9 protein-coding genes are annotated in these 12,277 nt (G+C 50.9%); 2 read left to right on the top strand and 7 right to left on the bottom strand.

Annotated elements, in window-relative coordinates:
* Positions 1-11 precede the first annotated feature (11 nt).
* The 5 genes from ACTJJS_RS28975 to ACTJJS_RS28995 all read right to left on the bottom strand — a co-directional run bounded on the left by ACTJJS_RS28975 (position 12) and on the right by ACTJJS_RS28995 (position 8,113).
* Positions 12-1,151: an efflux RND transporter periplasmic adaptor subunit gene (locus ACTJJS_RS28975; RefSeq protein ID WP_343745972.1), complete on the bottom strand. Its 1,140-nt coding sequence runs from the start codon at positions 1,149-1,151 to the stop codon at positions 12-14.
* 60 nt (positions 1,152-1,211) lie between these two features.
* On the bottom strand, positions 1,212-4,484 hold the full coding sequence (locus ACTJJS_RS28980; protein ID WP_440667069.1) for an efflux RND transporter permease subunit: 3,273 nt from the start codon (positions 4,482-4,484) through the stop codon (positions 1,212-1,214).
* A 65-nt stretch (positions 4,485-4,549) separates the two neighbouring features.
* Entirely contained in the window at positions 4,550-5,944 is a 1,395-nt protein-coding gene (locus ACTJJS_RS28985; RefSeq protein ID WP_168873716.1) for a TolC family protein, read from the bottom strand.
* 178 nt (positions 5,945-6,122) lie between these two features.
* Positions 6,123-7,433: a sensor histidine kinase gene (locus ACTJJS_RS28990; protein WP_440667072.1), complete on the bottom strand. Its 1,311-nt coding sequence runs from the start codon at positions 7,431-7,433 to the stop codon at positions 6,123-6,125.
* Positions 7,430-8,113, bottom strand: a complete 684-nt coding sequence (locus ACTJJS_RS28995) for a response regulator transcription factor (protein ID WP_440667074.1) — start codon at positions 8,111-8,113, stop codon at positions 7,430-7,432. Before ACTJJS_RS28995 ends, ACTJJS_RS28990 begins: the two co-directional genes overlap by 4 nt.
* 322 nt (positions 8,114-8,435) lie before the next feature.
* On the opposite strand from ACTJJS_RS28995, the gene ACTJJS_RS29000 reads away from it, so the two are divergent.
* On the top strand, positions 8,436-9,674 hold the full coding sequence (locus ACTJJS_RS29000; protein ID WP_168873713.1) for a Na+/H+ antiporter: 1,239 nt from the start codon (positions 8,436-8,438) through the stop codon (positions 9,672-9,674).
* Between the two features lie 56 nt (positions 9,675-9,730).
* On the top strand, positions 9,731-10,246 hold the full coding sequence (gene msrB, locus ACTJJS_RS29005) for a peptide-methionine (R)-S-oxide reductase MsrB (protein WP_440667076.1): 516 nt from the start codon (positions 9,731-9,733) through the stop codon (positions 10,244-10,246).
* Positions 10,247-10,252: 6 nt separating this feature from the next.
* Here msrB and ACTJJS_RS29010 read toward each other — a convergent pair whose 3' ends face one another.
* The gene (locus ACTJJS_RS29010; protein WP_440667077.1) at positions 10,253-10,981 is read right to left on the bottom strand and encodes a metallophosphoesterase family protein; all 729 of its coding nucleotides are present in this window, start codon (positions 10,979-10,981) and stop codon (positions 10,253-10,255) included.
* Positions 10,982-11,035: 54 nt separating this feature from the next.
* Positions 11,036-12,016 carry a GlxA family transcriptional regulator gene (locus ACTJJS_RS29015; RefSeq protein ID WP_168873710.1) on the bottom strand — a complete coding sequence of 327 codons (981 nt, stop codon included), beginning with the start codon at positions 12,014-12,016 and terminating at the stop codon, positions 11,036-11,038.
* Positions 12,017-12,277: the final 261 nt, after the last annotated feature.

Consider the following 12,277-nt stretch of genomic DNA (forward strand, 5'->3'; position numbering starts at 1 on the left):
ATGCCGTGCTGTTACTTAGCACCTGCCACGTTTACGTGTTTGATCGCCGAGCTGTCTCTTATTTCCTCACTGGCTACTTTGATAAGGGTATCATTCAACGCGAGATCGCCGAATACTTCTGTCTGGTCATCTGTTTTACGGCCGGTTTTTACCGGTACCCAGTGGGCTTTGCCATCAATCACCTTTATCACAAACACGCCCTGTGTGGAGTTGAGCACCGCTTTGGACGGCACCACAAAGGCGCCTGCATGGTTGCCGGTGAGCGGAATGGATACTTCGGCCACCATACCCGGCAGCAGTTGTTTGTTATCATTGATCACGTCCATTTCGATGCTTTGGGAGCGCAACCGCTCGTCGAGTGCGCCGGACAACCTGCTTACTTTGGCAGTAAATGTCTGGTTGAGCATGGATTTGGTGGTGAATTTCACTTCGCTGTTATCGTTCAGATAACTATTATATGCTTCGGGGATGCTTACTACCAGACGCAGCTTTTTCTGTTCCTGCAAGGTGAAGATAGGCAGGTCAGAGCCTTTACCGGCAGGGCCTACATAAGCGCCTGCGCTCACGTTCCTGCGGCTGATCACGCCACTGAAGGGCGCGCGTATTTCGAGGTAGTTGCGGGTATCTCCTACTTCGCGGTAAGACGCTTTTGCCGCATCCAGCTGGGCCAGGTCTGACTTCTGTTTGGCGTAGGCGATGTCCAGATCATTCTGGGACACGGTGCCGGGTGTTTTGCTGGTTTCCAGCAAGCGGTCATAGGTGGCTTTGCTGGAAAGGTAAATCGCTTCCTGGGATTTGAGGCGGGATTCGGCGCCGGACAACTGTGAGTTCAGTTCCGGTGCTTCCATGGTCACCAGCAGTTGACCGGCTTTCACTTCGCTGCCCACGTCCACGTACAGCTTTTTAACAAAGCTGCTCACTTTAGCGTAGAGGTCTACCCGTTGAAAAGCCACCAATTCACCGGGAATTTTTATGGAAGTTGACAGTTGCCCTTCCTGAAGGGTGAAAGCTTCCAAAGCCGGCGCTGCTGCCGCTGCGCCTTCTTTGTGTTCTTTCTCGTCCTTAGCTTCTGTGGAGCTACAGCTCTGCAGGGCCATGGCAGACACACCAACTGATAAAAATATGAGGGCAAATTTTGATGCTGGTTTCATAAAATGATATTTATTTCCTGTAATTCTCATGGTAATATTTATGCTGATGCTTTTTCCGGTTTATCCTTTCATGGGAATATAATGTGTGCTTTCTTCATCTTCCGGATCAAGCGAAACACTTGTTGTTGATGTTTTCCCTTGTCCCCATGCAAATACCAGCGGTAAAATGAACAGGGCGGCAAAGGTGGAAGCGATCAGCCCTCCGATAACGGCACGGCCCAGTGGCGCCGACTGGTCACCTGCTTCACCCAGCCCGCTGGCCATCGGGATCATACCTACTACCATCGCGAGGGCGGTCATGGCAATAGGGCGCATACGCAGCGCGGCGGCTTCTTTCGCCGATACCAGGGCGTTGCCGTTCGTTTTCCTGATCTGCTCCGCATTGGTGATCAACAGTACCGCGTTGGAGATAGACACGCCCACTGACATGATCATTCCCATATAGGACTGCAGGTTCAGTGTAGAACCAGTCATCATCAACAGAGACAGGGAGCCGAGCAATACTGCCGGTACGGTGGCCAATACGATCGCAGAGACTTTAAACGACTGGAAGTTGGCCGCCAGCATCAGGAAGATCACCACTACCGCCACCAGCAGGCCACTTTGCAGACTGCCCAACGTATCTATCAGGGTACTGCTAAGGCCAATCAGGTCTACGCTCAGGCCGCGAGGCAGTTCACCGAGGGAGTGAATGGCTTTCTGCACCTCTGTGGACGCGCTGCCCAGGTCTTTGTTGTTCAGGTTAGCCGTTACCGTTAGCATCGGCATGGCGCCCAGGTTGTCATTCTCCCCATAGGTGGTTTCAGGAGTAATGGTAGCTACATCACTCAGGATAGGCCGGGTTGAATTCTTCAGCAAAGGTATTTCACCGATGTCATTTTGAGAAGTAAGTTTACTTTCCGGTACCTGTACCTGTACGTTGTAGCTGAGACCGGCTTTTTCATCCACCCAGATGTTTTTTTCTGTCAGGCGGGAAGAAGAAGTACTGGCGATCAGGGAACGGGAGATATCTCCCACGTCCACGCCCAGTTGAGCAGCCCTTGTTCTGTCTATATTGATATTCAATGCCGGATAGTTTACCGCCTGCCCCAGCTGCACATCGCGCAGGTAAGGGACCTGTTTGAGCTTGTCTACCATCTTCAGGGCATATTCCAGGTTCTGCTTTTTATTCCTGCCGGAGAAACGGACTTCGATCGGGGTAGGCGAACCCTGGCTGAGGATTTTATCCGTCAGCTCAATGGGTTCGAAAGATAACTTCATTACCGGATCAATCTTTTTCACCCGGTCACGGATTTTATCTTTCAGCTCATCGAGATTAACATGGTAGTCTTCCTTCAGCGCCACCTGCAATACAGACTCCTGCGGACCGGCCATCCAGAGGAAGATCGGTGCAGTGGAGAACAGCTGCGGGTGGGTACCCACAAAGGCAGAGGTGATAGACACGTTTTCCTTTCCTACGATATCATTCACTGCATTGATCACCTCAATGGTTTTCTTTTCCGTTTGTTCGATACGGGTGCCGTCCGGCTGACGAAGCCTTACCTGGAACTGACCGCTGTTTACTTTCGGCAGTACGTCGCGGCCGATGGTGTTCATCTGTAACGCCACAACGAGCCCGCAGATGACCAGGTAAGCTGCCACGATCACTTTGCGGTAAGGCATCATACGATCGATAAAGCGCAGATAACGGGCACGTATTTTTTCGAAACGGCCGACTTTACCGTCACGGTTGCTGTCTTCCCTTTCCACCAGCGCTTTCTTCTGGCTCCAGGTATTGCCTTCCTCACCGGCAGCGAGGCCGGCCGCTTCAAATTCCTCTGCATCGGTCATCACGCGGCCGTCTTTTTTATGGTGATGTTTGGATTTCATGATCCAGTTGGCCATCACCGGCACAAAGGTCTGCGCCAGGAAGTAAGACACGACCATGCTGAAACCAATGGCCAGGGCCAGCGGAAGGAACAGGGAGCCGGGGATGCCGCCCATGGTAAAGGCCGGGGCAAACACGGCGAGGATACAAAACAGGATCAGCAGTTTCGGGAAAGCGATTTCCTTACAGGCGTCCCAGATGGCCAGTGCCTTGGGTTTGCCGAGATCGAAGTGCTGGTGTATATTTTCGATCGTCACCGTACTTTCATCCACCAGGATACCAATAGCCAGTGCCAGACCGCTCAGCGTCATGATGTTGATGGTTTGCCCGAACAGGCTGAGAAACAGTATACCGGAGATGATAGAGGTAGGAATGGTGAGGATCACGATCAGCGCTCCGCGGGCATCGCCGAGGAACAGCAATACCATCAGACCGGTAAGGATAGCGCCGATCGCTCCTTCAGACAACAGGCTTTTAACGGAATTGATCACATAGGTGGACTGGTCAAATTCGTAGCTCAATTTTACGTCATCCGGCAACTGCGCCTGTATCCTGGGCAATGCTTTTTTCAGGTTCTGTACCACTTCCCAGGTAGATGCGTCAGCGGCCTTGGCGATGCTCACATATACAGAGCGTTTGCCGTTGATCAGCGCATAGCTGGTGCTCACGTCCGCACCATCTTCCACAGTGGCCACGTCCCGGAGGTAAAGGTTCTGTACCCCGCTTTTAAACAGGGGAATATCTTCAAAGTCTTTGATGGCTTTCAGGGTGGTGTTTGCCGGTGTGAGATAGTTCTTATCACCGATACGGACGTTACCGGAAGGAGCCGTCTGGTTGTTGAGCCGCAGGGCTTCCACCAGCTGATCGGGCGTCATATTGTGGGAACGCAGCAGCTCGGGGTCGGCTTTGATCACGACGGTACGCATGTTGCCCCCGAACGGTGTAGAGCCAACCAGACCGGGAATTGAGGTAAAGGAAGAGCGCACGTACACGTTGGCCAGGTCGAGCAGTTCATTGTTGCTGCGCTTGTCGCTACTGAGCACGAGCTGTCCTACCGGCAAGGTGGAGGCGTCGAAACGGATGATGAAAGGCGGGTTGGAACCAGGCGGAAAGATAGCCTGGATACGGTTGGAGAAGGCGCTCACTTCCGCGGCCGCCTGCGCCATGTTGGTACCGGGATAGAAGTTGATCTTGATGAGTGTGAGCCCCTGGATGTTCTTTGTCTCCACGCTTTTCACCCCGTTCACGAACAAGAGGATATTAATGTATTGTTTACCGAAGAAGGATTCCATCTGGGTGGAGGTATATCCGCCAAATGGGTGGGAAAGATAGATCACCGGCATATCCAGCTTCGGGAAGATATCAATTTTGATCGTGGTGACCGCTTTGATACCGAAGAAGAACAAACCAGCAACCAGCACCATGATGGTGATAGGTTTACGAAGTGCGAAACGAATAAGGTTCATACTATCTGTTTAATGTCATTGGCCTGGTGGCTTGCCGTTGATGGCCTGCCACCTATATCCATTCGTTAGAGTTCTTTTGCAAACATGTTAAAATCGCCGGAGGCGGAAGCTTTGAGCAACAGCGCCTGCCATACGTTGCTATACGCGATGTCGCGGTCTGTTTCCGCACGGATCAGGGCATAGAGCGCCTGTGTCACGTCTACCAGGTTGGTGAGGCCGTTGCGGTACAGGACGGATTTCTGAAGATATGCGTCAGACGCGGCTTTTACCTGTGATGGCACTTCGTGGTAGTTGTCCAGCGCGTTGGCGATCTTTGTGTCCGACAGTTGCATCTGTGCCCGCAGCTGTTGGTCCGCCAGATCGTATTCTGCCTGTAGCCCGGTGCTGATCTGCTTTTGGGCTTTCACCTGCCGGGAGATGCGCAGCGGCTGTGTGAGGTTCCAGGTAACGCCTACGCCTATCAGGTAATTGGTGCGGGTAGGTTTTACGCCGTCCCAGTAGCCATGCGTATAGGCGTTGAGGTTTTGTGCGCCGTAGGTGGCATCAAAACCGGAGCCCCTGGTCTGCAACACTCCTACCAGTGAAAAGGCAGGGTACATCAGTGTGCGGTAGTATCTGGACTGCTCATCGCTGAGGGCGATGCGGCTTTTATACCATTGCAGCAGCGGGTGGCTTTCAATAGCTGCCGTATCGTTCAGCAGCGCCGGCACGCGGGACACAAAAAACGTATCGAGCGTAAAACGGCCGGGAGGCACGCCCATCAGCTGCGCCAGCTGGTTGGCCTGCGTTTGTTCAAAATCGATGGAGCGGGTGAGCGCTATTTTGGCGCTGGACACTTCAGCATTGGCCTGTGAGGAGTCCACGCCGGCGCTCAGGCCATTTTTCACGCGGGTGACCACCACCTGGCGGAAAGTATCGGCCCGGCTCAGGTTCTTCTGGTAGGACAGCGTCAGTTTCTGCGCGGCCACCAGGTTTAAGTAAGCAGCTGCCACCTTTACTTCGTGCTGAAATATCTCTTGTTGCCAGTCTTTATTATCGCGGGCAGCAACTGCTTCTGCTGTTTTTATTTTTTCTTTGGCGCGGCCAAAAGCGAAGAAATCCCAGTTGATATTCGTCAGATACAGCCCACCGAAAGCGGCGTTCCAGTTCTGTTCCGGCAGCGGAGCGCCGGAAGAAGCGGCAGCGAGGCCGCCGAAGCCGTACATAGGACCATTTTGACCGTTGATGGTCCCGTAGTCCTGTTGCGCTGATACGTTGAGGTTAGGCAGATAGTCTCTCTTTGCCTGATCTATGCTGGTTTTAGAAGCAGCAGCATAGTTGGATTTAGCCTTGATGGTACCGTAATTATTAATCGCCGTTTGAATAGCATCTTTCAATGTAAGTACCTGCTGGGCTTTCACGGAAGTTGAATGAACACCAATCAGAAAAAGAAGGATCAGCCAGTATTTATTTCCAATCATGTAGGGAGAATTTTGCAGCATGGTATGAACTAAAGTTGTTAATCCGGATACAAAAAGACTCCATCATTTTGAAGCAATTTTGAAGTATTCATTTTTTTCTCCCGAAGGGAAAATAAAAATGGGCAAGACCAAAAGCCTTGCCCATGAATAATTTCAGCGAATCCAGCTGAATATATTGCTATGCGGTCACAACCGCCGCCGTTTCAAATTTATCTTGTTCTGCTTCGTTAATGACACTTCCCGGACAAAAGTCCACTTGCAAAATATGCAGCGGCGCCTTGTATTTATAAGACACTTTAAAGTCGCACACCTCGCAGATCTGTTTTACGATGGCCAGTCCGAGGCCCACGCTTTCGCTGCACTGGTTGCTTTTGCGGAAACGTTCGAACAGCTCTTCCGTCGGGGTTTCCGGCGGAAGACCGGTATTTTTGATGACCAGTTTTTCCTGCTTCAGGATGACGTGGATCATGCCGTCCTGCACATTGTGGCGGATGGCATTGCCCAGCAGGTTGTTCATCAGCATATCTGCCAGCACGGGGTGTATCCGGAGCTGAATATTTTTGTCCAGTTCCCTTTTTACCTCGATGTTTTTCATCTCCAGCCTGTCTTCATAGGCTGCCAGCACGTCTTTGGCCACGCGGCAGAATTTGATATGTTCCGTCACCGCAAATTCGTTGTTCTCCATTTTAGAAAGGAGAATGAGTGAACGGTTGATCTTCGACAGTTTTTCGATGGCGTGGTGCATATCTGCCAGCAGGGAAGCCTGGTCTTCATCGATATTGGTTTCGCTGAGCAGTTCCAGTTTGCCACGTATCACCGCCAGCGGTGTTTGCAGCTCATGCGACGCGTTCTCGCTGAACTGTTTCACCGCTGTATATTCCTCCACAGCCTTGTCCGTCATCTTCTTCAGGAAGGTGTTCAGCTCCTTGAATTCCTCTGTGTTCGTCTGTGGGAAGGTGATCTTTTTCTTCAGGTCGAAGTTGTGTATTTTTTTCATGGTGAGCCGCAGCGTATGCAGGATGCGTTGCGACAGGAAGCGCGCCGACACCGCCACACAGACAATAATCAGCAACAGCTTCCATGCAACTGTGTCCATGATGGCGTTCAGTATCTGGCGGGAAGCCGGGATATAGCTGGAGGTAGTGACTTCGTACGGTTTACCGTTGATGGTCATGAAAGTGCTCACTGTGAGGCGGCTTTCCAGGCTTTTGTGATTGCCGTCAGGGTCTGCATCTTTTCTGATGCGGAAGCTGTCTGCCGGCAGGGCCGGTAACAGCGTAAAGGTGGTGAAGGAAGCGTCCCGCGGTATGTTGACCGTCGTGCCATCGGCCATACGGGCCGCCGCTTTTGTATTGACTATTTTCAGGCGGGCAATCTCCACGTCATCGATCTTTCTCTCTATATTATTCAGACAGATATAAGAAGTGATGGGGGTGGTGATCACAATCACGCCCAGAAACCACAATGTAAATTTATCAACCAGTTTCATACTTTGGAAGCATTAAATTTATAACCCAGGCCATACACCGTATCTATATAATCTGCTCCGTTTGCCGCGCTGATTTTCTTGCGAAGGTTTTTGACATGCTGATATACAAAATCAAAATTAGCTAAATTATCGGTATAGTCGCCCCACAGGTGGGTGGCTATCGACTGCCGGGAGAGCACCCTGTTTTTGTTGACCACCAGGTACAGCAGCAGGTCGAACTCCTTTCGGGTGATGTCCAGCAGGATATCGTTGATGGTGGCTTCCAGCGTATCGGTATTGAGCGTGATCTCATTAAAGGTGATGATATTGCTGCCGGATAATTTTTTGCGCCGGTAGATGGCCCTGAGCCGGGCATGCAGCTCCGGCAGGTGGAATGGTTTGGTGATGTAGTCGTCCCCCCCACCCTCCAGGCCTCTGATTTTATCGTCCATGGCGTCTTTGGCGGAAATAATGAGCACGCCGCTCTGGATACCCTGATCTTTCATGAACTTCAGCAGCTCCAACCCGTTGCCGTCCGGCAACATGATATCTAGCAGTACGCAGTCATATGAATACAGCAACAATTTCTCCTGTGCTTCGTCAAAACTATATGCCAGCTCACAGATATATCCTTCCCTCACGAGAAAATCATGAATACTGCTGGCGATTTCTTTACTATCTTCTACTACTAACACTTTCATATAAAAGCTAATGTATATGGAGATTTTGAAGCAAATTTGAAAATTTGCTCTGGACTTTCCTGTTTACCGGGTTGCCGTCAGCAGCCGCGGTGGATGAAAACGTCTGTAAAAATCTATTGTTTCACATTACTACAAATTGATAATCAAAATCTATATAAAGATCATTAATTTTAATTTGTTATTATTTTATATAGATTTAAGCGTAATTGTCCGGTGAAACTGACCTGCAAAATTAACGCAAAATTTGTAGGGAACGATCGTTCCGGGCAGCGGAAGTTGGGCGGATTTCAGTATACTTATTGTTTCAATCAATCATCTCCTGATGGAAAACTACAGCATCATATTAGTGATCATGGCCATCATGATCGGCGTATCCGGTATTGCAGAGAAGATAAAGTTGCCCGTTCCCGTATTGTTGCTGGCAGTAGGCATAGCCATTGGATTTCTGCCCAGTATGCCCGGCATTGAACTGAACCCGGAGATCGTGATGTTGCTGTTTCTGCCGCCGCTGTTATATGACGCGGCCTTTAACATATCGTTCCGGGAGTTCCGGATCAATATCAATACCATCAGTACGCTCGCCATCGGGCTGGTGTTCATTACCACCGGCGGCATTGCCGTGGTAGCACATTACCTGATACCCGGCATGACTTGGCAGCTGGCCTTTGTGCTGGGCGCCATTCTTTCCGCCACCGACGCCGTGGCGGCCATCGGCATTACCAAAGGGCTTGGGCTGCCGCACAATACCGTAACGATCCTGGAGGGTGAAAGCCTCGTGAACGACGCCTCCGCGCTGGTGGCTTATCGTGTAGCCGTAGCCGCAGTGGCCGGCACCGCCTTTGTCACCTGGAAAGCGCTGTTGCAGTTCCTGCTTGTTTTGGGAGGCGGCTTTGTGGTGGGCGTGATACTGGCCAAAACACTGGCCTTCTTCATCCGTTTTTTCCGGACCAATGATATGGTGGTGATTGGCCTGATGCTGTTGATGCCTTTTGTGACATATGCCGTAGCGGAACATTTCCAGGTATCCGGCGTTATCGCCGTGGTAACCCTCGGACTGGGCATGTCGCGGTTGAGCCGGCAAAAATTCCCCGAAGAGCTGCGCAACCAGTCCAAACACTTCTGGGACGTGATCATCTTCCTGCTCAACGGCCTGATCTTTCTGCTGATAGGCCTACAGTTCCCGCTGGTACTGAAAAAGATGCAGGAAGCGCAGGTGTGGCCCTATATCGGTTATGCCGCCCTTATCGCCGTAGTGGCGCTGGGCATACGGCTGGTGAGAGTATACCTGCAGCAGTTCAACCTGCAAAAGGCTTTCCAGGGAAAGCGGCGTATCAGCCAGTATGCGCTGTTCGATTCCAAAACCAGTTTCATCATCACCTGGTCGGGCATGCGTGGTATTGTATCGCTGGCCATCGCCATCGGTTTGCCGGTGCTGCTGCAAAGCGGCGCCCCCTTTCCCATGCGCAACGAGATCATCTTCCTCTCCATCGCGGTGGTGCTGTTCTCCCTGCTGGGACAGGGCCTGTCCCTCCCCTGGGTGGTCCGGAAATTCAGTAAATAGGGTATCTCCGGTGATATCACCGGTTATTCGTAACTTACATCCACGAAAGCACTGATATGAAAGCACTGACTTTTTTATTGGCGATATTGATCACCGGTTCTGCCTGCCAGAGCCAGCAGAAAAAACAGCAGCCTATGACGAACGCCCCTGCCAATCCTTACTATTCCCGGACAGACACGGAAAAGTTACATATTACCAATGCCGAATGGAAGAAGGTACTGCCACCGGAGCTGTATGCAGTGGCACGGGAGGCCGCTACTGAAAGGCCTTTCACCGGGAAATACTGGGATGCTGACACCAAAGGCACTTATTATTGCGCCGTTTGCGGCAATGCGCTGTTCCGTTCTGACGCCAAATTTGCCAGCAGCTGCGGATGGCCCAGCTTCTTCGAGCCTGTCCGTGCAGCCAGCGTTATATACCGGGAAGACAACTCCTACGGCATGCACCGGACAGAAGTGTTATGCGGCAGATGTGAATCACATCTCGGCCATATCTTCGATGATGGTCCGCCGCCAACGCATAAACGCTTCTGCATGAATTCTGTATCGCTTGATTTTGAACCGGAGCGGTAACCGCCGCTACCGGTTACGCTCCCTGCGTACGATCTCCGTCGTCACCGTATCACCGGTGATGGTAATGATACTGTACCCGAAATAAGAGAGGTCAACCACTGCCTCCGTGGCTTCTTTGATAAACTGCGCTGAAGTGGCGGGCGTAACTGTCTGCCGGATATTTTGCTCCTGTCGCTGGTCTGTGATGTGAAGGTGACCACAGTAAATATGTACGTCATGGCGGTGATCCAACAGCAACGCTTTTATTTTCTCACGTCCCCGGAAAGGCTGTAGCCCGTCCAGCCACACAGGTATTTCCACTATAGGGTGATGTACGAACAGGATCACTTTACCAGCCGTTTTCAACACCTGCTCCAGCCATTGCAGCTGCGCATCGGACAATACCTCTGAAGAAGAATCAAGGAAAATATACCGGAAACCGTCACGATCTTCACTATAACACATCGTTCCATCTACCCTAACCGGAGGATCATAATGCTGCCGGACATCTTCCAGCTTATCGAAATTACCCAGTATGATTTTGTACTCCGGCGTATACGCTTTCAGCGCATCAAAGAGGAAAGTGTGCGAAGAAGGTTCACCGATGTCGCCTCCTATCACTACTTCACTAATGCCTTTACCGGCAATCTCCTGTAGCAGCAGTAAAAGGTCTTCCCGCGCAGGTACCTGGTTGCCGCGGGTAAAAGCATCATCCAGATGCGGATCGGTGACAAATGCGAATGAACGGGTCATCATGAGAGCATGTTTATCTCCCGAATATATAACTAAAATACGGTACCGGCTATACGTTTATATCTCCGCCATCTTTTTATTATAGCGGTTGCGGTATTCATGCGGCAACAGGCCCGTTACCAGTTTAAAAGAGTTGCGGAAAGTCTTGGTATCCGAATATCCTACTTCGGACATGATATCATTGATTTTGCGATCGCCGGCCTCCAGGTGTTTTTTAGCGGCCTCTATTTTCACCCGCTGGATATATTCATTCATGGTATTGGCCGTCGCTTTTTTGAAGCGGCGCTCCAGGCTCCTGCGGCCGATGGCCAGCATCTCCGCCAGCTCGTCCACCCTTATCTTCTCCCGGAAATTATTCTCGATAAATTCCTGCGCCTGTTTCACTGGTTCATCATCATGCTCCTTCTGCGCCTGGAAGATAATAAAAGGCAACTGGGCAGACCGTTCCAAATCCACCTGAAAAAACTTGGCGCTATAAATAGCCGCTTCACGACCGGCATATTTCTCCACCAGGTACACGAGCAAATTCACCAACGAAAGGCCCCCGCCACTGGAATAGATACCGTTTTCGTCAGTGATCACTTTTTCTTTAACCAGATGTACATCAGGGAACATATCGCGGAACAAATCAGCCGCTTTCCAATGTGTGGTACATTTTTTACCGATCAGCAGGCCTGTCTGCGCCAACAGGAAAGCACCGATACAAAGGCTCGCCACTTCAGCTCCCTTTTCATATTGCACACGTATCCAATCCACCAGCTCCCCGTTTCTCGCTACATTTTCCTCCACATTTTTATGTAACGCCGGAATAATGATCAGGTCTGTTTTATGCAGCTCCTGCACAACAGCATCTGTTTGGATGGTAAACAATCCATTGTTCAGCTGAATAGCGCGCCAGGCACCCACCAGCTGCACCTTAAACAGCGGCTCACGGCCTTCATTAATGAGGAAATCATTCACTTCTGTAAAAACATGGCGGGCAACTTCAATACCGGTCATGGCGGCACCGAGTGGAATCACAATAGATACATGTTTCATAAGGCGACAGCGTTATAACGTTTGCAGGTTTCTCAATCTATCACAAGATAAAATATTTATCGCAATCATTTCCCAGGGCTAAAGCCCTGGGCTACGTTTTGTTTTAGAGCTGTTTTAAAGAGCGGCCGGATATGGAAGCATGAATCCTTTTGTTCTCAGGGCTGAAGCCCTGGGCTACGTTTTGTTTTAGAGCTGTTTTAAAGAGCAGCCGGACATGGAAGCATGAATCCTTTTGTTCTCAGGGCTGAAGCCCTGGGCTAC

Source organism: Chitinophaga sp. 22308, from assembly GCF_052045305.1.
GTDB lineage: Bacteria > Bacteroidota > Bacteroidia > Chitinophagales > Chitinophagaceae > Chitinophaga > Chitinophaga varians_A.